Source organism: Anoxybacillus kestanbolensis (assembly GCF_001996285.1).
Lineage (GTDB): Bacteria > Bacillota > Bacilli > Bacillales > Anoxybacillaceae > Anoxybacillus > Anoxybacillus kestanbolensis_A.
The window spans coordinates 1-24,700 of the sequence record NZ_MQAD01000011.1; the positions used below are offsets into that span (position 1 = coordinate 1).

At 43.1% G+C, this 24,700-nt stretch carries 29 protein-coding genes and 1 pseudogene; all 30 read right to left on the bottom strand.

The window, feature by feature from the left end:
• A pseudogene (locus tag BO219_RS08325) lies at window positions 1–789 on the bottom strand (flagellar hook-length control protein FliK); the annotation flags it as partial.
• A gap of 14 nt (window positions 790–803) precedes the next feature.
• Window positions 804–1,415 (bottom strand): MotE family protein, encoded by a 612-nt coding sequence (locus BO219_RS08330; protein ID WP_077429189.1) that lies wholly within the window; start codon window positions 1,413–1,415, stop codon window positions 804–806.
• A 6-nt stretch (window positions 1,416–1,421) separates the two neighbouring features.
• Complete coding sequence (fliJ, locus tag BO219_RS08335) at window positions 1,422–1,865, bottom strand: flagellar export protein FliJ (RefSeq protein WP_077429190.1); 444 nt, start codon at window positions 1,863–1,865, stop codon at window positions 1,422–1,424.
• 7 nt (window positions 1,866–1,872) lie between these two features.
• On the bottom strand, window positions 1,873–3,186 hold the full coding sequence (fliI, locus tag BO219_RS08340) for a flagellar protein export ATPase FliI (RefSeq protein WP_077429191.1): 1,314 nt from the start codon (window positions 3,184–3,186) through the stop codon (window positions 1,873–1,875).
• A complete protein-coding gene (gene fliH, locus BO219_RS08345; RefSeq protein WP_077429192.1) occupies window positions 3,183–3,962 on the bottom strand; it encodes a flagellar assembly protein FliH in 780 nt (259 codons plus the stop codon). Before fliH ends, fliI begins: the two co-directional genes overlap by 4 nt.
• Complete coding sequence (gene fliG, locus BO219_RS08350; protein ID WP_077429193.1) at window positions 3,946–4,965, bottom strand: flagellar motor switch protein FliG; 1,020 nt, start codon at window positions 4,963–4,965, stop codon at window positions 3,946–3,948. The genes fliH and fliG overlap by 17 nt, the downstream gene beginning before the upstream one ends.
• A gap of 13 nt (window positions 4,966–4,978) precedes the next feature.
• Window positions 4,979–6,565 (bottom strand): flagellar basal-body MS-ring/collar protein FliF, encoded by a 1,587-nt coding sequence (gene fliF / locus BO219_RS08355; protein WP_077429194.1) that lies wholly within the window; start codon window positions 6,563–6,565, stop codon window positions 4,979–4,981.
• Between the two features lie 29 nt (window positions 6,566–6,594).
• Window positions 6,595–6,888, bottom strand: coding sequence for a flagellar hook-basal body complex protein FliE (gene fliE / locus BO219_RS08360; RefSeq protein ID WP_077429195.1), 294 nt, complete (start codon window positions 6,886–6,888; stop codon window positions 6,595–6,597).
• Window positions 6,889–6,900: 12 nt separating this feature from the next.
• On the bottom strand, window positions 6,901–7,338 hold the full coding sequence (flgC, locus tag BO219_RS08365) for a flagellar basal body rod protein FlgC (protein WP_077429196.1): 438 nt from the start codon (window positions 7,336–7,338) through the stop codon (window positions 6,901–6,903).
• 3 nt (window positions 7,339–7,341) lie between these two features.
• Complete coding sequence (gene flgB, locus BO219_RS08370; RefSeq protein WP_077429197.1) at window positions 7,342–7,722, bottom strand: flagellar basal body rod protein FlgB; 381 nt, start codon at window positions 7,720–7,722, stop codon at window positions 7,342–7,344.
• Between the two features lie 145 nt (window positions 7,723–7,867).
• Window positions 7,868–8,647 carry a GTP-sensing pleiotropic transcriptional regulator CodY gene (codY, locus tag BO219_RS08375; protein ID WP_077429198.1) on the bottom strand — a complete coding sequence of 260 codons (780 nt, stop codon included), beginning with the start codon at window positions 8,645–8,647 and terminating at the stop codon, window positions 7,868–7,870.
• A gap of 12 nt (window positions 8,648–8,659) precedes the next feature.
• Window positions 8,660–10,039, bottom strand: a complete 1,380-nt coding sequence (gene hslU / locus BO219_RS08380) for an HslU--HslV peptidase ATPase subunit (RefSeq protein WP_077429199.1) — start codon at window positions 10,037–10,039, stop codon at window positions 8,660–8,662.
• Between the two features lie 13 nt (window positions 10,040–10,052).
• The gene (gene hslV / locus BO219_RS08385; protein ID WP_275531840.1) at window positions 10,053–10,601 is read right to left on the bottom strand and encodes an ATP-dependent protease subunit HslV; all 549 of its coding nucleotides are present in this window, start codon (window positions 10,599–10,601) and stop codon (window positions 10,053–10,055) included.
• A 14-nt stretch (window positions 10,602–10,615) separates the two neighbouring features.
• Complete coding sequence (gene xerC, locus BO219_RS08390) at window positions 10,616–11,518, bottom strand: tyrosine recombinase XerC (protein WP_077429201.1); 903 nt, start codon at window positions 11,516–11,518, stop codon at window positions 10,616–10,618.
• Between the two features lie 60 nt (window positions 11,519–11,578).
• Window positions 11,579–12,877, bottom strand: a complete 1,299-nt coding sequence (gene trmFO, locus BO219_RS08395) for an FADH(2)-oxidizing methylenetetrahydrofolate--tRNA-(uracil(54)-C(5))-methyltransferase TrmFO (protein ID WP_077429202.1) — start codon at window positions 12,875–12,877, stop codon at window positions 11,579–11,581.
• A gap of 45 nt (window positions 12,878–12,922) precedes the next feature.
• Window positions 12,923–14,992: a type I DNA topoisomerase gene (gene topA / locus BO219_RS08400; RefSeq protein WP_077429203.1), complete on the bottom strand. Its 2,070-nt coding sequence runs from the start codon at window positions 14,990–14,992 to the stop codon at window positions 12,923–12,925.
• A 104-nt stretch (window positions 14,993–15,096) separates the two neighbouring features.
• The gene (gene dprA, locus BO219_RS08405) at window positions 15,097–15,984 is read right to left on the bottom strand and encodes a DNA-processing protein DprA (protein WP_077429204.1); all 888 of its coding nucleotides are present in this window, start codon (window positions 15,982–15,984) and stop codon (window positions 15,097–15,099) included.
• Window positions 15,985–16,045: 61 nt separating this feature from the next.
• On the bottom strand, window positions 16,046–16,948 hold the full coding sequence (gene sucD, locus BO219_RS08410) for a succinate--CoA ligase subunit alpha (RefSeq protein ID WP_077429205.1): 903 nt from the start codon (window positions 16,946–16,948) through the stop codon (window positions 16,046–16,048).
• Between the two features lie 19 nt (window positions 16,949–16,967).
• The gene (gene sucC / locus BO219_RS08415; RefSeq protein WP_004891085.1) at window positions 16,968–18,128 is read right to left on the bottom strand and encodes an ADP-forming succinate--CoA ligase subunit beta; all 1,161 of its coding nucleotides are present in this window, start codon (window positions 18,126–18,128) and stop codon (window positions 16,968–16,970) included.
• A 121-nt stretch (window positions 18,129–18,249) separates the two neighbouring features.
• Complete coding sequence (locus tag BO219_RS08420) at window positions 18,250–18,513, bottom strand: EscU/YscU/HrcU family type III secretion system export apparatus switch protein (RefSeq protein ID WP_006323029.1); 264 nt, start codon at window positions 18,511–18,513, stop codon at window positions 18,250–18,252.
• Window positions 18,510–19,676 carry a hypothetical protein gene (locus BO219_RS08425; protein ID WP_077429206.1) on the bottom strand — a complete coding sequence of 389 codons (1,167 nt, stop codon included), beginning with the start codon at window positions 19,674–19,676 and terminating at the stop codon, window positions 18,510–18,512. The genes BO219_RS08420 and BO219_RS08425 overlap by 4 nt, the downstream gene beginning before the upstream one ends.
• A gap of 1 nt (window position 19,677) precedes the next feature.
• Window positions 19,678–20,457 carry a ribonuclease HII gene (locus BO219_RS08430; RefSeq protein ID WP_198936677.1) on the bottom strand — a complete coding sequence of 260 codons (780 nt, stop codon included), beginning with the start codon at window positions 20,455–20,457 and terminating at the stop codon, window positions 19,678–19,680.
• Between the two features lie 57 nt (window positions 20,458–20,514).
• Window positions 20,515–21,369 carry a ribosome biogenesis GTPase YlqF gene (gene ylqF, locus BO219_RS08435; protein ID WP_006323022.1) on the bottom strand — a complete coding sequence of 285 codons (855 nt, stop codon included), beginning with the start codon at window positions 21,367–21,369 and terminating at the stop codon, window positions 20,515–20,517.
• 14 nt (window positions 21,370–21,383) lie between these two features.
• The gene (gene lepB, locus BO219_RS08440) at window positions 21,384–21,935 is read right to left on the bottom strand and encodes a signal peptidase I (RefSeq protein ID WP_006323021.1); all 552 of its coding nucleotides are present in this window, start codon (window positions 21,933–21,935) and stop codon (window positions 21,384–21,386) included.
• 74 nt (window positions 21,936–22,009) lie between these two features.
• Window positions 22,010–22,354 carry a 50S ribosomal protein L19 gene (rplS, locus tag BO219_RS08445; RefSeq protein ID WP_003394943.1) on the bottom strand — a complete coding sequence of 115 codons (345 nt, stop codon included), beginning with the start codon at window positions 22,352–22,354 and terminating at the stop codon, window positions 22,010–22,012.
• A gap of 125 nt (window positions 22,355–22,479) precedes the next feature.
• Window positions 22,480–23,217: a tRNA (guanosine(37)-N1)-methyltransferase TrmD gene (trmD, locus tag BO219_RS08450; RefSeq protein ID WP_077429208.1), complete on the bottom strand. Its 738-nt coding sequence runs from the start codon at window positions 23,215–23,217 to the stop codon at window positions 22,480–22,482.
• Window positions 23,214–23,735: a ribosome maturation factor RimM gene (rimM, locus tag BO219_RS08455; protein ID WP_280109626.1), complete on the bottom strand. Its 522-nt coding sequence runs from the start codon at window positions 23,733–23,735 to the stop codon at window positions 23,214–23,216. Before rimM ends, trmD begins: the two co-directional genes overlap by 4 nt.
• Window positions 23,735–24,118, bottom strand: coding sequence for a YlqD family protein (locus tag BO219_RS08460; RefSeq protein WP_077429209.1), 384 nt, complete (start codon window positions 24,116–24,118; stop codon window positions 23,735–23,737). Before BO219_RS08460 ends, rimM begins: the two co-directional genes overlap by 1 nt.
• A gap of 49 nt (window positions 24,119–24,167) precedes the next feature.
• The gene (locus BO219_RS08465) at window positions 24,168–24,395 is read right to left on the bottom strand and encodes a KH domain-containing protein (RefSeq protein WP_004891098.1); all 228 of its coding nucleotides are present in this window, start codon (window positions 24,393–24,395) and stop codon (window positions 24,168–24,170) included.
• 3 nt (window positions 24,396–24,398) lie between these two features.
• Window positions 24,399–24,671 (bottom strand): 30S ribosomal protein S16, encoded by a 273-nt coding sequence (gene rpsP, locus BO219_RS08470; protein WP_004891099.1) that lies wholly within the window; start codon window positions 24,669–24,671, stop codon window positions 24,399–24,401.
• Window positions 24,672–24,700: the final 29 nt, after the last annotated feature.

Below are 24,700 nucleotides of genomic sequence, written 5' to 3' on the forward strand. Positions count from 1 at the left end.
ATTTTTTTCAGCCGACTGCTGTACTGCATGTAGCACGCTTGGCATCCGAACGATTCGCTCCATTTGCGACGCAAGCGGAGTCTCGCTTGTTTGTGTCTCTAGCGGCATGTTTGATTGGACGGCCTGTTGAGCGTGCAACAGATCAAATGTGCGAACGATTTGTTGTATAGGAACTAACTGTTTGTGGACAGGTAGCCACGATTGTTGTTGCTGGAGCGGCCATTCAACCATTTTTTGCGCATTGTTCAACAACATAAGTTGGTTATTAACGACGTTTTGCAACATCGCCTGAATGGTGGCGGTTTGCTCACTATGTGCCCCAAATACGTGACGAAGTGTTGCGCGCACATATTCAATGATCGGCTCCGGAATCGCCCATTGCTTTTGCTCCAGTTGGAATAATGCAACGACAAGCATGAGCTCGTCTTTTTCATTGCGATCATCCGTTGGCGCAAACATCGCTTCAAGCGGTTGCTCAGATGAAAATCGTTCCGTGATATCATTTTTCATGTCTTCTGGCAAAAGGGAAAGGAACGCTTGAACGACATCGTTACATAACGTTTGTTTATCTGCATACCCGTCATGAACAGGAAGTTGCACAAACCATTGTTGCAGCTGCTCCCAATCGACAGTTCGTACCTTTTCGGATGACTGAACGGATTGCTGTAACGGTTTCGTCTCTTGGCGCAACGATTCAATAATATAAGCAAATGCGTTGTCATCGCTCGTTTTCATTTGTCCATGTTGTCCGCTAGATGACGTCATGAAGGAAATCGGTGCGATATTCATCTGCTCACCTCCTTTCAATTGTCCGCTTTTTTCGCAAGCAAGCTCGTATATTTCGCGGCGTTTGCGGCATCCATTTTTTCTAAAATGGCCGCCACTTTGTCTGTTTTTAACTTTGATAATAAATGAACCGCTTCTTGATCTGACATTTGCGGAATAATTTCCGCTGCTTTTTTTGGTGACATCGTTTCATACATTTTCACAACGTCTACACGCGTAGCATCTGTCTGCTCTGTTGACGGTGTTGTCGGCTGTTGTGCTTGTTCTTTTTCCGTCTGCAAACGTGCGATTTCTTGCTTAAGCGCATCAATTTCTGCATCTTTTTCTTTTATAGTATCTTTCGTTTTTGTAAGCTCCTTTTCTTTCTCAACAATGGCTGCTTTTAGTTCAACGATTTGCTCTTCTAGTTTCTTTTTTTCGTTCGCGTCTGTTCCTTCAATCCATTGAGAAACAAATGGCAACTGCCCCGCATATTTTTTCCCTTGTTCAAATACGTTAATACCAGAGAACGTTAGAATAAGTAAAACAACGGAGATGGTGAATAAAAGCGGGATGAAGACGACAAAAAGAAACCATTGAAGCTTGCTCGCTTTTTTCGTCTCTTCTTCTTTTTTTTCAAATTGTTCCATCAACGCTCACCTTGTTTCTCGATAACAATATTGTTGAATTGAAATATCATCCATTTGCTTTTGTTCTGCAATTCGCATTTGTTGCGCGATCATTTCATCATGTTTTTCTTTTATTTTTTCGTATTTTTTCACCTCTACATTCAATTCAACTAACTTTAGTTGTTTCAACTCCATTTGTTGACGCGCTTGCATAACAAGATGCTGGTAATGGTCGATGACGCGCTGCAAATTGTTCATAAATTGTTGAAACGAACGGATATGTTGAACAGCCAACCCTGATTGTAATTGTTGTTTATGTTGTTCCTCGTAGTCTTCTTTTTGTTTTAAAAAGTGGTACAGTTTTTCTGCCACTTCTTCAAAGCGACGGCGCGCCTCTTCATATTCGTGTAGCGCTTTTTGTTTTTCATACTCTTTTAAATTTAAAATTTTCGTTAATTGAAATGATGTCATCGCCTATTCACCCTTGTTCGATAAGTTGAAACAACTGTTGAACACTTTCGTTTATTGTATAACATTCATGAACATCCTGTTTTAAAAACGAAATAATTTTCGGATAATAACGGATCGCTTCGTCGATTTCTCGCGACGATCCTCGTTTATAGGCACCGATTTGAATTAAATCTTCAGACTGCACATACGTCGCCAACAACTCACGCAACTTTTCTGCCACTTTTCGATGCTCTGGCGTCACAATGTAGTTCATGACGCGGCTTACACTTTTTAATACGTTAATTGCTGGATATTGACCCTTATTGGCTAGTTGGCGTTCTAATACGAAATGACCATCTAAAATGCCGCGAACGGTATCAGCAATCGGCTCGTTCATATCATCGCCATCAACGAGCACCGTATAAAAAGCGGTAATCGTCCCATGTTCATTCGTTCCTGTCCGTTCAAGTAGTTTTGGTAAAATCGCAAAAACGGACGGCGTATATCCTTTCGTTGTCGGCGGTTCTCCGATCGCCAGTCCCATTTCACGTTGCGCCATCGCCACACGCGTGACAGAGTCCATCATCAGCATAACGTTAAGTCCTTGATCGCGAAAATATTCCGCAATCGCTGTCGCTGCATATGCTCCCTTCATACGCATTAAGGCTGGTTGATCTGACGTAGCGACAACGACAATGGAGCGTTTTAATCCTTCAGGACCAAGATCGCGTTCAATAAATTCTCGCACTTCGCGTCCACGTTCACCGATGAGTGCGATAACGTTTAAATCCGCATTTGTATTGCGAGCAATCATCCCCATTAGCGTACTTTTTCCAACACCTGAACCAGCAAAAATACCGACACGTTGCCCTTTTCCGACCGTTAATAAACTATCGATCATTTTCACCCCGACTTCAATTGGCTCTGAAATCGGAGGACGCGTCATTGGATTGGGCGGTTGGCGATCGATTGGAACAGCCGTCAATCCTTTTGGAAGCGGTTGACCGTCAAGCGGGGCTCCTAATGCGTCAATAACACGTCCGACAAGCGCTGAACCGACTTTTATTTCAAGCGGAGCCCCCGTTGCCTCTACAATGCAACCTGGGGCGATGTCTTGAACGGTTGCATACGGCATTAAAAGCACATATTCATCACGAAAGCCGACGACTTCCGCTTGAATTTTTTTCTTTTTTTTGTGGCCGATATGAATGTAGCACACATCACCAATTGAACTTTCCGGGCCTTTTGCTTCAATCATTAAACCGATAACGCGTGTGACTTTGCCAAATCGTTTATATGGGTCGAGCAACTCAATTTCATTGATGAGTGCTTGCCAGTTCATTCATTTTCCCCCTCGATTCGCTCGAGCAATTGAAGTTTTAACTGCTCCAGTTGTGTGTCGACACTCGCATCAATGCGACCGAACGGCGACTCGACAACGCAACTTGTCTCCGCCAATGTTTCATCCGGGTAAATAAACAAATGAACATCTTGGCTAAATAGCGCTTTTAGCTCCTCTTTTTGACGAACGACAACGTCATAATAAGCCGGATGAACGTATATTTTCACTTCTTCATGTTCACGAACTTCTTGAATGACTTGTTTCACAAGGCCAAGAAAATGTTCTTTGTTTTCAGCAAGACGCTCACCGATAATTCGTTCCGCTACTTTGCATGCAACAAGTAAAATCGTTTCATCGGCCGACTGCAACATGTGATAAAACTGTTCATTGGCGGATTGTGCAATCTTCTTCGCTTCACGAATTGCCTCCATGTACTGTTGAAATCCTTCTTCGCGCCCTTGTTCCAAACCGATCGCATATCCTTCTTGACGCGCTTCGTTTATCCATTCGCTTCGTTCTTCTTCCCATCGCTTTCGCTCTTCCGCAATTTGTTGTTGGACAGATGCGTAATACATGTCCGCTTCTTGACGAATGTGTGCGGCTTGTTGCTCCGCTTGCTCGATTAACATTTGTGCATGTTGCATCATCGTTTCGGCAGGTTGTTCATGTTCTTCTTGTTGCACGTCAGACCATACTTTTCTCACTTGAATGACCGCCCGTTGCTCGGTACTTGTACGGGCAAACGGGGCTTTAATGACTTTAGACAATAATATCATCTCCTCCGCCACGAGCGACGACAATTTCACCCGCTTCTTCAAGACGGCGAATGACTGCAACAATACGAGATTGTGCTTCTTCTACGTCGCGAAGGCGAACAGGACCCATAAACTCCATTTCTTCTTTGAACGTTTCCGCCATACGAGAAGACATGTTGCGGAATATAACTCCCTTCACCTCATCGCTAGACACTTTCAACGCAAGCAACAAGTCGGCGTTGTCCACTTCGCGAATAACGCGTTGAATAGCGCGATTATCAAGCGTAACAATATCTTCAAATACAAACATGCGCTTTTTAATTTCTTCCGCTAACTCCGGATCTTGAATTTCAAGGGCATCTAAAATCGTGCGTTCAGTAGCCCGGTCGACACCGTTCAACACTTCAACAACCGCCTCAATACCGCCTGTTTGCGTGTAATCTTGCACAACTGTCGTTGACAGCTTCCGCTCAAGCACTTGTTCTACCTCATTAATTATTTCTGGCGATGTGCGATCCATCAACGCAATGCGGCGTGCGACATCCGCTTGCACTTCTTGTGGAAGCGCCGATAAAATTTGACCCGCTTGCGTTGGTTCTAAATACGACAATACAAGCGCAATCGTTTGTGGATGTTCGTTTTGTAAAAAGTTTAAAATTTGAGCCGGATCGGCTTTCCGTGCAAAATCAAACGGGCGCACTTGAAGCGCAGACGTTAAACGATTAATGATGTTCATCGCTTGCTCTGGACCGAGCGCTTTTTCAAGCACTTGTTTCGCATAAGCAATTCCGCCTTGTGAAATGTAATCTTGAGCTAAGGCGATTTGATGAAACTCTTCTAAAATCGTTTCTTTTTTCTCGGCATCAACTTGACGAACGTTAGAAATTTCAAGCGTTAGCTTTTCAATTTCTTCTTCAGATAAATGTTTATATACGGATGCTGACACGTCGGGACCTAACGAAATGAGGAGGATGGCCGCTTTTTGTTTTCCTGTTAGTTCACCTTTTTGATCACGCTTTGCCATGTAATCCCCTCCCTTATTCTTCTGCAAGCCATGTTCTTAACAGTTTTGCAAATTCTTCTGGTTTTTCTTTTGCAAGCTTTTCAAGCTGCTTGCGGCGCAACGTTGCTTCTGTTTCGACTTCTTCGTTTACATCTGGAATTTGTACTGCCACTTTTTCTTCTTGTAATGGCAGTTCGTCCATTTCTTCTTTTTTCCGTTTGCGCAACCATAAAAAGACGAGCAATGCAATGATGAAAGCGAGCAGTCCGCCACCAGCAAGGTAAGCCCACGTTGGGATAGCTGTAGCTTGCTCATTAAACTGCACCTTTCCGTTAAACGGTTGTACAGAAACGACGACGCGATTTTGTAAATCCGCATCCGTCCATTGTCCTGCAACGTCTTTATCGACTGACGTCCGCACAATCGTCCCTAAAATTTTTGTAATGTCGTCAACCGTTTGGGCCGAAAGTGAGTTCGGATCGCTTGGTGTCGGCGGTTCTACCATTACTTGAATACCTAAATCTTTTACTTTATAAGGACTTGCAACAATTTCCTTTTTTATTCTATTAACCTCGTTGTTAATTGTTTCCTCGATTCGCTCATAATCACCGTTTGTCTCGCCATTTGCTCCTTCATACCCTGGCACCTCGTTTTCCCCTACGCCCGCTGTGCCACCCGGCTGCGCCCCTTTTCCTGAAAACGTCTCAGTAATACGTTGCACACTAACAGCGATGCCTTCTACATTTTCTTTATCTACTGGCTCAACAAGTTCTTCTTGACGATTTTCTTGTGTAAAATCAACGTCGGCTGTGACAGAAACGACGACTTTATCTTGTCCCATCATCGTTCCTAACATTTGTTGCACGCGGCGTTGAATGTCGCGTTCAATTTGTTGTTTCACTTCATATTGTTCAGCAAACGTTTTGCCAGACGAAAAATTTCCATCATTTTTTAAATCAAAGTACTCAAAATATTGGTTCATAATGACGATATTATCAGTAGGAAGGTTCGGCACGCTTTTGGAAACAAGGTGGTATAATGATTTAATTTGCTGCTCATTAAATTTATATCCCGCTTTTGTTTTCAAAACGATCGATGCAGATGCCTCTTCCTGTTGGTCGCCAACAAAGATCGTCGGCTGGGGTAGATTAATCATCACCTTTGCGTCTTCTACCCCGTCGATACTTTTTATTAAATTGGCAAGTTCGGTTTGCATCGCCTCAATTTTTAATACGTTAAATTCGTTATCTGTCATGCCGAAACCAGAGTTTTTTCCGAAAAACGAATAATCGATGCTTCCGCTATCGGGAATGCCTTCGGCGGCTAGTTCGACTTTTAACGTATTGACAAGCTGTTCCGGCACTAAAATCGTCGTGCCGTTATCCGTAATTTGCGACTTAATCCCCCGCTGGTCAAGCGTCGCTTTAATTTGCCCCGCTTCTTGCGGCGATAAATTGCTGTAGAGAGGAACAAAATTCGTTCGCGTCGCCAAAAAAGCGGTAAGCGCAACGGCAACAACCAACAATCCTACAAGACCTAAAGCCATCATTTTTTGTTGTTTTGTTCTCTCGCTCCAAAACAATTTTAATCGTTCTATCGCTTGTTTTAATTGCTCGTTCATATGCTTCCTCCGCTATCTCATGAGGTCAATTATACTTGCATTCTCATCACTTCTTGATACGCTTCAACGACTTTATTGCGCACTTCAATCGCTAGTTGAAGCGACACGCTTGCCTTTTGCGAAGCGATCATAACATTATGTAAATCAACGTTTTCCCCTCTTGCTAACTTCATCGTCAGTTGATCTGATTGAATTTGCTGCTTGTTCACTTCTTGAATCGCCTCTTTTAAAAATTGCGAAAACGCACGTTGCGCCTCGGCTGGCTTTATTGTTTGCTGCTGCACAGCTGGTGATAAAGCTGCACGTTGAATGCGATCAATCATCGTTTATCCCCCCTACTTTCCGATTTCTAACGCCTTCATTAACATTCCTTTCGTCGCGTTCAATACGGTCACGTTCGCTTCATATGAGCGAGTCGCGCTCATTAAATCGACCATTTCTTTTAACGGATCAACATTTGGAAGTTGTACATATCCGTTTTCATCTGCATCAGGATGAGATGGGTCATACACAAGTTTGAACGGCGTTTCGTCTTCAATAATTTTCGTCACTTTCACTCCACCTGCCGACCGCTCGTTCATGGCCTGACTTAAAAAAGAAGAAAACGATTCGTTTGGTTGCATGACAACCATTTTGCGACGATATGGCTGCCATTTCCCATCGACCATTTTCGCCCGCGTCGTATCGACGTTCGCCATGTTGGCTGAAATGACGTCCATGCGTAACCGCTGAGCTGTTAACGCAGAGGCGGATACATTGAAACTTTGAAACATATATTATTTTCCTCCCTTAATGACCGTTTTCAAAGAGTTAAACTTTCCGTTCAACCGCTCGACTAACGCGTTGTAATAAATTTGGTTTTGCGCTAAATTCGACATTTCTCTATCCAAATCGACATTGTTCTTATTATGATTGTAAACGAGATCATTTTTCATTGTCACGAGAAATTTGCTTGTTCCGCCTTTAAATTCAAAATGGCGCGGATCCGTACGATACGCTTGCAAAGCCTGATGAAATTCATTTCGAAACTGAACGTCTTTCGCTTGAAAATTCGGTGTATCGACATTCGCAATGTTGTTTGCGATCACTTTTTGCTTCAATGATGAGTAATTTAATCCTTGTTCTAATATTTGAAACGTATGTGAAAACAATTTCACGACATATTCCTCCTTGTAAAGACACCGTTCGACACCTTTATTGTAAAAAATTATTTCCAATATGTACATAGGGAACATTGGACTATTTTTCACATACTTTAACAAACAAAAGAGGCATCTTTGCGAGAAAGATGCCTGCTTGTTTTTAATGATGTTTTAATTTCTCAAGTTCTGTTAAAAACTTATCGTTTAATACTTTAATGTACGTTCCTTTCATCCCGAGCGAACGAGATTCAATAACTCCGGCACTTTCTAGTTTGCGAAGCGCATTAACAATGACTGAACGTGTAATGCCGACGCGGTCAGCAATTTTGCTTGCCACAAGCAAGCCTTCTGTCCCATCTAATTCTTCAAAAATATGTTCGATCGCTTCTAATTCACTATAGGAAAGTGAGCTAATTGCCATTTGAACAACCGCTTTGCTGCGCGCTTCCTCTTCAATTTCTTCCGCTTTTTCACGCAAAATTTCCATTCCGACAACCGTTGCACCGTATTCAGCTAAAATTAAGTCATCATCGTGAAATTCTTTATCTAAACGGGATAAAATAAGCGTTCCAAGGCGCTCGCCCCCACCAATAATCGGGACGATCGTCGTTAGACCGTTTTTAAATAAATCTTTATTTTCTACTGGAAACGCCGTATACTCACTATCAATATCAAGGTTTGGCGATGTTTCTGTAATGTTAAATAAATTTTTTGTATATTCTTCTGGGAATTGACGGTCAGCCAACATTTTTTTCATTCGCTCGTTTTCAATCGTTTGTTTAATCGCAAATCCGAGCAATTTGCCCCGACGGCTAACAACGAAAACGTTTGCTTCGATTACTTCGCAAAGCGTCTCTGCCATTTCTTTAAAGTTTACTGGTTTTCCAGCCGCATTTTGCAGCATCGCATTAATTTTTCTCGTTTTTTCAAGTAAATTCATCTCGCATCCTCCTTATAAAATAAACTGACTTAAATCTTTGTTTCGCACAATATTTCCAAGTTTTTTCTCCACATACTGCGGGGTGATAACAATTTTTTCAAGATGCACATCTGGTGCTTCGTACAATAAATCTTCTAACAACTTTTCCATAATCGTATGAAGGCGGCGTGCGCCAATGTTATCTGTTTGTTGATTCACTTCAAACGCCACTTCCGCAATTTTACGAATAGCATCGTCAGAAAATTCAAGTTGTATACCTTCTGTCGCAAGTAAAGCGACATATTGTTTTAACAGCGCATTGTTTGGTTCTACTAATATTTTTACGAAATCATCTACCATCAGCTTCGTCAGCTCGACGCGAATCGGAAAACGCCCTTGCAGCTCCGGAATTAAATCGGATGGTTTCGCCATGTGGAATGCACCGGCCGCAATAAACAAAATATAGTCCGTTTTCACTGGCCCGTATTTCGTCATAACGGTTGACCCTTCCACAATCGGCAAAATGTCGCGCTGCACCCCTTCACGCGAAACGTCAGCCGATGAGCCAGTCTGTCCTTTTCGCGCAATTTTATCGATTTCATCAATAAAAATAATACCTGACTGTTCAGCTAACCGAATCGCTTCTTGCGTCACTTCGTCCATGTCGATCAGCTTTTGCGCTTCTTCGTTCACGAGTACATGGCGCGCTTCTTTCACTTTTAATTTTCGTTTTTTTCGTTTTTTCGGCATAAAGCTACTTAACATATCTTGCATATTGACGCCCATTTGCTCCATGCCAGCGCCTTGAAATAAGTCAAACATAAGCGGTTGTTGTTCTTCTACTTCAATCGTCACAAACTCATCTTCTAACTCTCCGTTTGCGAGCTTCCAAGCGATTTGTCGCCGTTTTTCAACAATGTGTTGCTCATCGCTTCCTGTCTCCGGCTGCTCTTGTGCGCCGCCAAACAAAAGTTCGAACGGATTTTTCATCGGCTGCTTCGCTTTTCCAGGCACGAGCAATTCAACAAGACGCTTATTCGCCAACTCTTGCGCGCGATCTTTTACTTCGTTCATTTTTCTCTCTTTGACAATGCGTACGGACGTTTCGACGAGATCGCGTACCATCGATTCGACATCTCGACCGACATACCCGACTTCAGTAAATTTCGTCGCCTCTACTTTTACGAACGGAGCGCCAACAAGTTTCGCTAACCGTCGTGCAATTTCTGTTTTTCCTACGCCCGTCGGCCCAATCATTAAAATATTTTTCGGCACGACTTCATCGCGCAACTTCTCGTCTAATAAGCTGCGACGATAACGATTTCTTAACGCGATCGCCACCGCCTTTTTCGCTTCATGCTGACCGACGATAAACTGATCAAGCTTTTCAACAATTTGTTTTGGCGTTAACATGCCGCTCCCCCCTCTACAGCTCTTCGACAATAATGCAATCGTTTGTGTACACGCAAATATCGCTCGCCACTTTTAATGCTGCTTGTGCAATTTGCTTCGCTGTTAAATGTTCACCTGCATACGCTTTTAACGCTCTACCAGCTGCTAACGCATAATTTCCACCTGAACCGATCGCTAATATGCCATCGTCTGGCTCGATCACTTCGCCCGTTCCGGAAATGAGGAGTAAATGGGTGTCGTCCATGACGATTAACATCGCCTCTAACCGACGCAACACTTTATCGCTCCGCCATTCTTTCGCTAGCTCAACTGCAGCGCGCTGTAAATTTCCGTTGTATTCTTCTAACTTCCCTTCAAACATTTCAAACAACGTGAACGCATCGGCTACCGCTCCCGCAAAGCCAGCTAACACTTTGCCATGAAAAAGTTTACGAATTTTCCGGGCGGTATGTTTCATCACGACAGCATTGCCGAACGTTACTTGACCATCACCTGCCATCGCCCCTTTTCCTTGGTGGCGAATCGCAAAAATCGTCGTCGCATGAAATTGGCTCATAAACATCCTCCTTATTTTCGTTATGCGCGCGGGTGGGAATGTAAATAAATGTGGCGCAAATGATCTTTCGTTACATGTGTATACACTTGCGTCGATGAAAGATGCGCATGCCCTAACAATTCTTGTACAGAACGTAAATCAGCGCCTTCGTTTAACAAATGGGTCGCAAACGTATGGCGAAACGTATGGGGGCTTACTTTCAAAGAAAGTGCCGCTCGTTCGACGATGTCGTTTAAAATGTGACGCACTCCTCTTGGCGTCAATGCACCGCCACGCGCATTTAAAAAAAGTACATCCGTCGGTGTCTTCGCTTTGCTCGCTAGCTGCTGACGCCCGTCTTGTATATATCGTTCAAGCGCTTCTTTCGCATACGTACCAAACGGAACATAGCGCTGTTTGTTTCCTTTGCCGGAAATTAAGATGGTACATACGGAAAAATCAATATGTGATAAGCGAATGTTACAACATTCACTTACCCGTACACCCGTTGCGTACAACAGCTCGATGATGGCTTGGTTTCGTTGACCGATCGCTGTATTCAAATCATTGACAACAAACAGCTGTTCTAATTCGTCTTGGTACAAAAAGTGTGGAATTTTCTGCTCTTTTTTCGGCAGCGATGCAAGGGCAAACGGATTTTCAAAAACGATTTTTTCACGCACTAAAAATTTATAAAAACTGCGCAAACTCGACATTTTTCGGGCAATCGAACGGCTAGATTGCTTCCGCTTATGAAGCTCCGTTAAAAACAGGCGAACGTCGCTGTAAGAGACATCTTGCAATTGTTTAATTTGTTCGCGCTCCATAAATTCGAAAAATTCGCCAATATCATGCTTATAACACGCAATTGTATATTCTGAATAATTTTTTTCTATTTGTAAATATTCAATGAACAAATGTAACGTAAAATTCACATTTTCCATTCGATCACCTCACAAGAGCTACTAAATAGTAGCATAATTTAGCAGCTCTTGCAATGAATTTCACAACTTTTTTAAAAAATTCTGAATTGTTTCTAACGCCCGTTCTGCATACCGTTCATTTTTTTTCTTTTTATCTTTAATCGGCTCATCAAGCGGGGCAAATAAGCCGAAATTGGCATTCATCGGCTGAAAATGTTTTGGGTTCGCTGACGTAATGTAATGCGCCATGCTGCCGATTGCTGTTTCCTGTGGAAATACGATCAGTTCTTTCCCGAGCACGTAATGTGCGGCGTTGATCCCCGCCACAAGTCCTGATGCTGCTGACTCAACATATCCTTCAACACCGGTCATTTGTCCTGCGAAAAATAAGTCTTCTCTCTCTTTATATTGATACGTCGGCTTTAGCAACTTTGGAGAGTTCAAAAACGTATTGCGATGCATGACACCGTATCGTACAATTTCTGCTTGTTCAAGCCCCGGAATGAGACGAATGACTTCTTTTTGCGCCCCCCATTTTAAATGCGTTTGGAAACCGACAATGTTGTATAACGTCCCTGCCGCATCGTCTTGACGAAGTTGTACAACAGCATAAGGACGTTTCCCTGTACGTGGGTCTTCTAAACCGACGGGCTTCATCGGACCAAACAGCAACGTCTTTTTCCCGCGTCGTGCCATAACTTCAATTGGCATGCATCCTTCAAAATAAATTTCTTTTTCAAATTCTTTTAAAGGAACTGTTTCAGCAGAAATGAGCGCATCATAAAATCGCTCGAACTGCTCTTCTGTCATCGGGCAGTTAATGTACGCCGCTTCCCCTTTATCATAGCGAGATTTCACATACACTTTCTCCATGTTAATGCTTTCTTTTTCAATAATCGGTGCTGCCGCATCGTAAAAGTATAAATATTGTTCCCCTGTTAACGCTTGAAGCTGTTCTGAAAGCGACTGCGATGTTAGCGGGCCGGTTGCTATAATCGTCGGACCGGTTGGAATCGACGTCACTTCCTCACGCACAACAGTCACATTCGGATGATTCGTAACCATTTCTGTTACTTTCGCCGCAAATTCGTGACGATCGACAGCTAAAGCCCCACCGGCTGGGACAGAACAAGAGTCCGCTGCTTTCATAATGACAGAGTCTAATCGGCGCATTTCTTCTTTTAACACGCCAACTGCATTCGTTAATGTATTCGCACGCAACGAGTTACTGCACACAAGCTCAGCAAATTTGTCGGTATGATGCGCAGGAGTTTGTTTCACCGGACGCATTTCATACAATTTGACACGAATGCCACGTTTGGCAAGTTGCCATGCCGCTTCGCTTCCTGCTAATCCTGCTCCAATTACTGTTACTTCCATTCATATTCCCTCCTCGATAAAATGGGTGAGGGTATGCGCCTCACCTTACTGTTGTTCGTTATATTCGCATTGCGTGCATTGAATGTGCACGCTCTTTTTCCCTTTTTTCTCAACAAGCATGCCACCGCATTTCGGACACGGACGACTGATCGGTTTATCCCATGAAACAAAATCGCACGTCGGAAAACGATCACAGCCGTAAAACATTCGTTTCTTTTTGCTTTTTCGTTCCACAATGTTCCCTTCATGGCAACGCGGACATTTCACTCCGATGTCTTTGACGATCGCTTTTGTATTGCGACATTGCGGGAAGTTTGAGCAGGCGATAAACTTTCCGAAGCGCCCCATTTTGTACACCATCGGGCTTCCACATACTTCGCAATCGACATCTGCTGATTCATCAGCTATTTCAACTTTTTCCATTTCAACTTCCGCAATTTTTAACCGTTTTTCAAACTCGCGATAAAATTCATCGATGATGCGCACCCATTCGACTTTTCCTTCTTCAATATCGTCTAAGCTTTTTTCCATTTTTGCTGTAAATTCGACGTCTAAAATTTCTGGGAAAAATTGCATCATTAAATCAAGTACAATTTCCCCAAGTTCGGTCGGGACAAATCGCTTATTTTCAAGCGTTACGTAATTCCGTTTTTGAATCGTATCAAGCGTTGGTGCATATGTCGATGGGCGACCGATGCCGAGCTCTTCTAGCGTTTTCACAAGGCGGGCTTCCGTATAGCGCGGTGGAGGCTGCGTGAAATGTTGTTTTCCTTCGATATCTTTACTAAATACGCGCTCTCCTTCAACAAAGTCTGGCAATAGTCGTTGTTGCTCATCTTTCGGATCGTCCGTTCCTTCCACATACACTTTCATAAAACCTGGAAACTTGACTGTAGAACCAGTCGCACGAAAGACGACCGAGCCGTTTGATAGCTCGATTGCTACCGTATCGAGCACAGCTGGCGCCATTTGGCTTGCGATAAAGCGCTCCCAAATGAGTTTGTATAGCTGATATTGATCGCGTGTGACATGCGGCTTAATCGCGCTAGGATGACGCCAGACGGACGTTGGCCGAATCGCTTCGTGTGCGTCTTGCGCATTCGCTTTTTGTTTTTCTTTTCTTTTTTCTGTCGCTACATATGATGTTCCGAACGTCTGTTCAATATACTGCATCGCCTCTTGTTGAGCGCTTTCTGATACGCGCGTGGAGTCTGTACGCATATATGTAATTAAACCGACCGTTCCCTCGCTTCCAAGGTCAATCCCCTCATATAGTTGCTGAGCAACCATCATCGTCTTTCTCGTACGGAAATTTAATTTTCGCGCCGCCTCTTGTTGCAATGACGATGTAATAAACGGGGCAACAGGATTGCGTTTTCGCTCTTTTTTCGTTACCGCTGTAACGAAAAATTCATTGCCTTGAATATGATTTAATACATGTTGTACGTCTTGCTCCGTCTTTAAATCAAATGGTTCGCTGCCCAAACGATAAAATTGCGCTTCAAATGTGTCGTTTCCCTTCATGAACGTGCCTTGAATCGTCCAATATTCTTCAGGTTGAAACGATTGAATTTCTTTTTCGCGATCAATAATTAGGCGAAGGGCAACAGACTGCACGCGTCCTGCGCTTAACCCTTTTTTTACTTTTTTCCAAAGCAACGGGCTAATGTTGTAGCCGACAAGACGATCGAGTACACGACGCGCTTGTTGTGCATGAACTAAATGCATATTAATGGTGCGCGGCTGTTCAAATGACTGTTTAATCGCATCTTTCGTAATTTCGTTAAATACGACGCGACATGGTGAATCCGTATTTAAGTCAAGTACATGTGCTAAATGCCAAGCAATCGCTTCCCCTTCGCGATCCGGGTCAGCTGCAAGAAATACTTTTTTTGCTTTTTTCGCCGCTGTTTTCAATTCTTTAATAACCGAACCTTTTCCGCGAATCGTAATATACTTCGGTTCATAATCATTTTGTATGTCAACGCCCATTTGACTTTTTGGCAAATCGCGCACGTGGCCCATTGATGCTTTTACTTTATACTTTTTTCCTAAATATCTTTCAATCGTTTTCGCCTTGGCTGGCGACTCTACAATGACTAAGTAGTCTGACATTATTTTGCCCTCCCTCAAGAGGTAATTCGTAAAGTAAAATCCTCATTATTATTAATGATGATTCGTTCATTTGTCAAACATCATTTTTCGATTTTCTCTTTCATTCATGTAAAAAGATGTCGAAATTCCTCCTCAATATCTTCACTTGACAATATTAATTTTGCTCCTTGTTGAATCAATCGATTAGTCCCGAGCGCCTCTTTTGTTGTAATGTCACCGGGAATCGCAAACACTTCTCTTCCTTGCTGGAGCGCAAAATGAGCGGTGATGAGCGAGCCGCTTCGCTCTTTTGCTTGTACAACAAGCGTACCGAGCGACAAACCGCTAATGATGCGATTGCGCATCGGAAAATGCCACGTCTGTGGGCGAACGAATGGTGGATATTCTGAAATAATTAATTGCGTTGTCACTAATTGTCGAAATAATGATTCATTTTCAGGTGGGTATATGTAATGCAATCCGCCCGCAATGACCGCAATTGTTTCACCATGATGCCGTAAACATAAACGATGTGCTTCAGCATCAATACCTTTTGCTAGTCCGCTCACAACGATCCAGCCGTTTTGAATGAGGGGCGGAAGGACGATATGCATCGCTGCGATTCCTTGACGAGTGGGCGTCCGTGTCCCTACGACGCTAATTATTTTTTTTCGCTTAAGCAACGCTACGTTTCCTTTCGCATATAGTACCCACGGTGGATCATATATATGTTTCAGCCACTCCGGATAACCATCATCTTTTATTGTTACAATATGAATGTTTTGTTCCTCATATGTTTTTATCATACGTTTCAATTTGTGACAATGCAAATCATGGAAAAAAGCAGTGAAATGTTTTTGGGGGATCGGAAGTAGTCGTTGAAGTTGTTGTGACGAAAGATGAAAAATGGAGGCTAGCGATGGGTCTGCATGAAGCAAGCGTGCGATACTTTTCCACCCGATGCCACGACAATGATGCAAATGGATGAGCCGTTCGCGAGTTGTATCGTACATGATATCCCTCCTATTTATAAAAATCGTCCTAAGGTTTGTGCCTTAGGACGATTCGCGATTATTAATGTGTTTTACACTTTTCGTATAAGCCGCGTTCTTTTAATACAGAGATGAGCGTTTCGCCAATCACTGCTGGCGTTTCTGCGACTTTAATGCCGCATGCTGTCATCGTTTTAATTTTTTCTTCCGCCGTTCCTTTTCCGCCAGAAATGATCGCACCAGCATGTCCCATGCGCTTTCCTGGAGGTGCTGTTTGTCCGCCGATAAAGCCGACAACCGGTTTTGTCATGTTTGCTTTTACCCATTCGGCCGCTTCTTCTTCTGCCGTTCCACCAATTTCTCCGATCATAATGACCGCATATGTGTCTTCATCTTCGTTAAACGCCTTTAATACGTCGATGAAGTTTGTTCCATTGACTGGGTCACCGCCAATCCCAACCGCTGTCGATTGCCCGATGCCTGCTTGTGTTAATTGATGAACAGCTTCATACGTTAACGTACCAGAGCGCGAAACGATGCCGACATGCCCTTTTTTATGAATATAGCCTGGCATAATACCAATTTTACATTCTTCCGGTGTAATGATACCAGGGCAGTTTGGTCCGATTAAGCGCGTTTTCTTTCCTTCCATATAGCGCTTCACTTTTACCATGTCTAGTACCGGAATGCCTTCTGTAATACAAACAACTAAGTCGATTTCTGCATCAACTGCTTCCATAATTGCATCGGCAGCAAATGCTGGCGGAACGTAAATGACAGAGGCGTTCGCACCTGTTTTTTCAACCGCTTCAGAAACCGTATCAAACACAGGTACCCCTTCAACTTCCGTGCCACCTTTTCCTGGTGTTACCCCACCAACAATGTTTGTGCCGTACTCAATCATTTGTTTCGTATGGAACAACCCTTGTGAACCTGTAATTCCTTGTACAATGACTTTCGTATCTTTATTAACAAAAACGCTCACGTTTCTCCCATCCCTTCTATTAGCTTACTAGCGAAACGATTTTTTGCGCGCCGTCTGCCATCGATTCAGCGGCTGTAATATTTAATCCGGACTCTTCTAAAATCTTTTTCCCTAATTCAACGTTCGTTCCTTCTAAACGAACGACAAGCGGAAGATTTAAACCAACTTGTTTCGTTGCCTCAACAATTCCGTTAGCGATGACGTCACATTTCATAATGCCCCCGAAAATGTTAACGAAAATACCTTTAACATTCGGGTCGGATAAAATGATTTTAAACGCTTCTGTTACTTTTTCTGTCGTCGCACCGCCACCAACATCTAAAAAGTTTGCCGGCTCGCCACCGTAATATTTAATGATGTCCATCGTCGCCATCGCTAAGCCTGCACCGTTAACCATGCAACCAATGTTTCCGTCAAGCGAAATGTAGTTTAAATCGTATTTTGACGCTTCAATTTCTTTTGGATCTTCTTCGTCTAAATCGCGATATTCTAAAATGTCTTTATGGCGATATAACGCGTTTGAATCAAAGTTAAGCTTCGCATCAAGCGCCATTACTTTTCCATCACCCGTTACGACAAGCGGGTTAATTTCAGCGATTGAGCAATCTTTTTCAACGAACACTTGATATAAGCCTAACATAAATTTGACTGCTTGATTGACAAGCTCTTTCGGAATATTGATGTTAAATGCCATGCGGCGCGCTTGGAACGCTTGTAGGCCGACAGCTGGGTCGATATACTCTTTAAAAATTTTCTCCGGCGTTTTCGCTGCGACTTCTTCAATTTCTGTTCCGCCTTCTTCTGATCCCATTAATACTACGCGGGACGTCGCACGATCAACAACAAGCCCGATGTAATATTCCTTTTTAATGTCGCATCCTTCTTCGATTAAAAGACGCTTTACTTCTTTTCCTTCTGGACCTGTTTGATGTGTGACAAGCACTTTCCCTAACAGCTCACTCGCATATGTACGAACTTCTTCTAAACTTTTTGCGACTTTTACTCCCCCTGCTTTTCCGCGACCGCCGGCATGAATTTGCGCTTTCACGACACAAACGCTACTGCCGAGCTCTTTCGCCGCCTCAACCGCTTCTTCAACCGTGAACGCCACGCGGCCGTTCGGCACGCTTACTCCGTAGCTTCTGAGGATCTCTTTTCCTTGATACTCATGAATATTCATACCCCATCCTCCTATGTATAAAAATAAAAGTACTAGCGCTTTCATTGTATAATGATACTTTGTCAGTTGTCTACCATTTAGACAGAAAATTCTTTAACAAAAGAAAAAGAAGCGATCGTTGTCATCGCCCCTCCACCTTTTTTTCGACTTGATAAATAAATGCAAATACTTCAGCAACAACTTTGTACAGTTCTTCTGGAATCGTTTCGTTTAATTGTAATTGACCGAGCATCGTCGCGAGCGTTTCATCTTCATAAATGGGGACGTCGTATTGTTTCGCGCGTTCAATGATGCGATCAGCCACAGCTCCTTCTCCTTTTGCTACAACGACAGGGGCGATATGTTGTTCGTCGTACGATAAAGCAACGGCGCGCTTTCGTTTCATATGCGATAATCGACTCCTTTATAAGAAAATGGTTCAACAAGTAAACGGTCACTTCGCTTGTTCATCGGCGTTTTAACGGAAATAGAAGAAAGCGTGTAGCCATGTTCAGCAAGCTTCTCCTTTAGTGACGGCTCAAGGGCGGACGCATACAGTTCCACACGAGGCGTGTCATTGATGATCGAAATATGAACGATACGTTGTTGAATATGAACGTCTACAATCGTTTCTTTTAACGTCGCAAGCGTCAAATAAAATAAAATGCGACAATAGTCTGTATCCATTTTTCCGTTTTCTCGTTGTTTTCCGCGCCATTGAATCGTCACATCTGTTGCATGCGTCCCGATGAATAACGGAAATTGAGTAAATATATGTTGGAGCGAATCGTTGTTTGTTGATAACAACTGATATGCTTTCACTCGATCAAGTAATGAGATAATCTCCGTTTTTAACTCACCTGGAGCTTCTTCTGCTGCTGTTTGCAATAAAACGAGCCACTCATCTTGTTGTTTCATCGTCTCTTCAAGCAGTTGTTGAATATGTTCAGGCGAAAAAGAAGAAAGCGTCGGCATATGGCGCAAATAAGAAGAAAGTTTTGCTAACGTTCCTTTCGGGTGAAAGCGATCGATCATCATCGCCAGCGTGAGTTGTTGTTCATATAGCGGTCGATCATCTTGCAAAGCAACGAACGCACGAAATATATCATCACGAAGCGGCAAATCGTGCATGAACAGCCATTTGATTGCTTGGGCTTCTTTTTTACCACCTGTTTGCAACCATTGTCGAATGAGGGACATGTCATGTTTTTTAAATGTAAAAGATTCATCCATCATCCAACGAACGAGCGCCTTCGTTTGTTCATTCATCGGTAAACGAAAATAACGGCTGACGCTTTCTTCATCTGTCAGCTTTGCTGTATGTTGCAATATTTTCAGCTCAAGTGGGGATGTTTTTTGCACGTGAAACGTATATGTTTCACCTTCTTTAACAGGTGACTGCAGTTCGGCCGTCAGCGTATGACTGCCGATCCGAACGAGCGCTGTCCGATCTTCGGTTATTTTTTCGATTTTTCCATAAATGATGTCACCAACGTGAAACGTCGGTGCTTTCGGTAAACGTATCGTTTGTGCATCATCAAATAACGTACGCAACCATTGAACGTTCATCTCATTCTCCTCGCTTTAATCGTTCGCGAATCGGCGCAAACGAACGACGATGTTCTTCAATGACTCCATATCGCTCAATCGCTTGCAAATGCTCTTTCGTGCCGTATCCCATATGCTTTTCAAATCCGTATTGTGGATATTTCTCACCTAACTGTTTCATCATGCGATCGCGCGTCACTTTCGCGATAATGGAACTTGCTGCAATGGAGACGCTATGCGCATCCCCTTTAATGATCGATGTTTGTGGAATAGATAGTGGAATGTGCATCGCATCAATGAGCAAATGCTCGGGAGCGATCGCAAGCGCATGGACAGCTTGCATCATCGCTTTTTTCGTCGCTTCGTAAATGTTTAGCTCATCAATTTCGCGTGCGCTAACGATGCCAATACCGATCGCAAGCGCCGTTTGTTGAATGATAGAAAACAACTGCTCTCGCTTCATTTCCGATAGTTTTTTTGAATCGTCTACATGAGGGAGATACACATCTTTTGGTAAAATCACTGCTGCGGCAACAACCGGACCAGCTAGCGGCCCTCGTCCTACTTCATCTACCCCCGCGATGTAGCGGATTCCTTTGTCGTATAGCGCCTGTTCATATCGCAACATATGCAAAAAACGTTCGCGTTTCCGTTTTTCTTCTTCTTTTTGCTTATACCATTGTTGAACGAGGCGTTGGACGCCTTTTCGCTCATCGTGTAATAGTTTTTGAAACCATTCATCTGTTTCATCGTGAATCGTTTGTAGTCTTTTTTTTATTTCTTGTATATTCACCGTCATCACTCCTTATCCCTTATATCGACAAATAAACAAAAAAATAAAGGCTCGCTTATGCGAACCTTACAGGCGATCAAAACTGAGCCGGCCTAATTTTTCTGTACGAATATCGCGCAACACAAGCTCAGCAACTTTATCGTAGTCGACGACACCACCAGCGGCTAAACAGCCTCGTTTTTTTCCGATGTCATCAAACAATTGGACGATGTCTTCTGGAATGTCCGCAAGCGCATATCGTTCTTTTAAACGATCGGGATAATGAGTAGATAAAAAACGTAACGCATACACAGCAACGTCTTGTAAGTTTAAAATGGTATCTTTAATCGCTCCCGTTGTTGCAAGTTTGTATCCGACTTCTTCATCTTCAAACTTCGGCCATAAAATTCCAGGCGTATCAAGTAGCTCGAGCTCTTTGCCGACTTTAATCCATTGTTGCGCTTTTGTCACTCCCGGTGTATCGCCTGTTTTGGCAATATGTTTTCCTGCGAGTCGGTTAATGAGCGTTGATTTTCCGACGTTTGGAATGCCGACAATAAGCGCACGCATCGCCCGAGGACGTTTAATTCCCTTCGCTATCATTTTTTCAAATTTTGGGCGCAACTTCTCTTTTGCGACCGCTACCATTTGCTTGACGCCTGTTCCGCTTTGCGAATCGATCGCAATGGCGTCAATTTGCTGTGCAGCGAAAAAGTCGATCCATTGTTTTGTCACATCGGGATCAGCCATATCCGCTTTGTTTAACAATATGATGCGCGGTTTATTCGCCACAATTTCATCAATTAACGGATTGCGCGATGAAATAGGAATGCGGGCATCTACTAGCTCAAATACGATATCGATAAGTTTTAATTTTTCTGTCACTTCCCGTTTCGCTTTTGCCATATGGCCAGGGAACCATTGAATCGTCATCGTTGCCACCTACTTTAGTTATGTTATTCAACAATGCGCGCATCAGAAAGAGGCCAATAAACGACCGACGTTTTCCCTACAACTTTTTCCATCGGAATAAATCCGATATGGCGACTATCTTTGCTGTATCTGCGATTATCTCCGAGCACGAATAAATGACCTTCAGGAACGGTTTTTCGTCCCCACAATTCTTCAAGTGTAAACGACTCTGTTAATGGGCCATCAAACAGTTGTTTTTTCTCGTCATCTAAGTAAGGTTCTTTGTAAGGCTTCCCGTTGACGTATAACGTATCATTTTTATATTCAATCCGGTCGCCTGGCAATCCAATGACGCGCTTAATATAATCTTTTCCTTCTTCGGCATGAAACACAATAATATCAAACCGTTCTGGCTCGCCAATTTTATAGGCGATTTTATTGACGATCATTCGGTCTTGATTATGTAACGTCGGCATCATCGACTCCCCTTCAACGATGATTGGGGCGAAAATGAAATAGCGAATACCTCCTGCTAATGCCACCGCAATGAAAATCGCTTTTAACCATTCAAACCATTCATTCTTTTGTTTTTCCATCCTTCTCCCACCTATATGATGAATGTTGAAAAAGGAGCTTGATGATCAAGCTCCTTGCAATCATTTCTTTTGTGTTAGATGATTTCTTTGATGCGTGCTGCTTTACCGCGGAGTTGACGCAAGTAGTACAATTTCGCACGACGAACTTTACCGCGACGAACAACTTCTAATTTAGCAATCTTCGGCGTGTGTAATGGGAATGTACGCTCAACACCTACACCGTAAGATACTTTACGAACTGTAAATGTTTCGCTAATTCCACCACCACGACGCTTGATAACAACGCCCTCGAATACTTGGATACGTTCACGGTTTCCTTCAACAACTTTCACGTGAACGCGCACTGTGTCACCAGGGCGAAATTCTGGAAGATCGTTACGTAGTTGTTCTTTTGTAATTTCTTGAATTAAATGATGCATCATCTTCATCTCCTTCCAACAGATGCTCATGCTTATGTGTATCGTTCATAGCAGCGGAACATCGTTTTACGTGCGACATAAGTCACAACGTTTATACTATCATAAAGATGTAACGGATGCAATAGTTACCGTTCGTTTTTTTTCCATTGTTCGATCCATTTTTTTTGTTGTTCCGTTAACTCATACGTTTCGAGCAAATCTGGCCGGCGCAACCATGTGCGGCGCAACGATTCTTTTTGACGCCACTCTTCAATTAAACGGTGATTACCTGAAAGAAGGACATCTGGTACTTTCATGCCACGAAAATCGGCTGGGCGCGTATAATGTGGGTGTTCGAGCAAACCAGAGCTATAAGAATCAAGCATAGAGGAATGCTCGTTGCCGAGCACGCCAGGAAGCAAACGAACGACGCTATCAATGACGACCATCGCTGCCAGTTCTCCGCCCGTTAAGACGTAATCGCCAATGGAAATTTCGTCCGTCACGAGATGTTCACGAATGCGTTCGTCATATCCTTCGTAATGTCCGCAAATGAAAATGATGTGTCGTTCTTTAGCGAGTTCCTCCGCTTTTTTTTGCGTGTATCGTTCACCTTGAGGACAAAGCAAAATCACGCGCGGACGATGCTCGCTTTGCTTCGTTAAATGATCAACCGCATCAAAAATCGGTTGCGGCTTCAATACCATGCCAGCCCCACCGCCGTAAGGGTAGTCGTCTACCGTCTGATGTTTATTATCGGCAAATTCGCGAAAATTGACGAGCTGAAATGTAACGGCACCTTTTTCTTGCGCACGTTTTAAAATCGACTCGTTCAACACGCCAGTAAACATATTTGGAAATAAGGTGAGCACATCGATTTTCATTCGTCGAGCAATCCTTCCATCACATGAATCGTAATCGTTTTGTTTTCAACATCGACTTGTTTGACGACATCATCAATGTAAGGGATTAACACATCTCCGCCTTTTTTTCGTTTGACGACCCATACGTCATTTGCACCTGGCGTTAAAATTTCTTTTATTTCGCCAATCGGTTCACCATCCTCGGTCACAACTGTGCAACCGATAATTTCGTGAAAATAATATTCACCTTCGTTAAGCGGTTGCAATTGCGTTTCTGGTATTTTAATAATCGCCCCTTTAAATGGTTCGACTAAGTTGATGTTATCGTATCCTTCGAACGTTAATAAATCAAACGACTTATGAACTCGATGGCTCGCCACTTTGACTTCAACCGGTGGCTTATTTTCCATAAAAATATATAATACATTCCCGATTTTATACCGCTCTTCTGCAAAATCTGTGCGTGAAATGACGCGCACTTCACCGCGAATACCGTGCGTATTGACAATTTTTCCGACATGAAACCATTTCACAACGATCACCCCTCGCGTATATCCACAACGATTCCGTCTTCAATGACAATCGTTTTCGGAGGCGACCAACGCGCACCAATGTGAACGTCGATAATCGCCTCGACTTCTCTTTCTTTAATTTCGCTTCCTATCGGTAATATGCGCAATTGTTCAAGAAGGAAATCAAGTTCCGCTATTTTTTGGCGGCGAATTTGCATTTCTCGTCCAAATTTTTCTTTAATTTGTTTTTGTGAAAACGATGTTTGTTTTTCCATTCGTTTTTGTTCAAAGATGAGCTGCTCACATTGTTGTTCAAGCTGCTGTTTTTGCGTGGTAAATTGTTGCATGAGCTGTTGTTTACTTTTTTCTGTCAATCGCTGTCTTACTTCAACCGTTTGAATGATTTTCATGGCGCACCGCCTTTCTGAACGAAAAAAGGGGAGGTGTCTTCCCTCTCCCTTACTCTTCGATGCGTACGTCTATTCGCTTCTTTGACTCATTGGCTGCTTGAACAACGGTGCGAATGGCTTGAATCATTCGCCCGTTTTTTCCGATCACTTTCCCAACGTCTTCGTGATGAAGCGCGATCGCATATGTGATCGATTGTTGTTGTTCCGTTTCGCGAATGACGACGCATTCCGGATGATCGACAAGTGACCGAACAATCGTCTCAAGCAACGTTTTCATATATTACTTTCCGTACTTTAAGTTGTGGAATTTTTCTAAAATTCCTTGTTTTGAAAGCAAGTTGCGCACTGTGTCAGATGGTTTTGCGCCGTTTTGCAACCATTTTAATGCAAGCTCTTCATTAATTTTAATTTCTGCAGGCTCTGTTAACGGATTATATGTGCCGATTGTTTCGATGAAACGACCGTCACGTGGAGAACGAGAGTCTGCAACAACGATACGATAAAATGGTGATTTTTTTGCACCCATACGTTTTAAACGAATTTTTACTGCCATGATTATAGCACCTCCGAAAATATTTCACA